Genomic DNA, 437 nt, shown 5'->3' with positions numbered 1-437 from the left:
TTGTACTCCACGCCTTCGGCTTTGAGCTGCTCTTCGGTTTTACCCACCCAAGCGATTTCAGGGTCGGTGTAAATAACAAACGGTACGTTGTTGAAGTCGATATGCGGTTTTTGACCGGCAATGCGCTCGGCAACGGCAACGCCTTCGTCGCTGGCTTTGTGTGCCAACATCGGGCCGCGGACCACATCGCCGATTGCCCATACGTTAGGCAGGTTGGTACGGCATTCGCCATCTACTTTGATAAAGCCGCGTTCGTCTTTTTCTAAGCCTACGGCTTCGGCGTTCAGGCCTTTGGTGTTTGGGATACGGCCGATGGCAACGATCAGTTTGTCGAATACTTCGGTTTTGGCTTCGCCGGCAGCAGTTTCGTAAGCAACGGAAACGCCTTTGCCTTCAGATTTGATGTCGCCGATTTTCACGCCCAATTCAATGCTCAA

At 52.6% G+C, this 437-nt stretch carries 1 protein-coding gene; it reads right to left on the bottom strand.

What is annotated here, in order from left to right; genetic code table 11:
- A partial coding sequence (locus ACTHSP_RS22005) for an FAD-dependent oxidoreductase (protein ID WP_440347009.1) occupies positions 1-437 on the bottom strand: 437 nt, incomplete at both ends.

The organism is Neisseria sp. P0001.S005 (assembly GCF_051963715.1).
The sequence above is the reverse complement of the archived record's forward strand: the minus strand, read 5'-3'. Positions and strand labels throughout refer to the sequence as shown.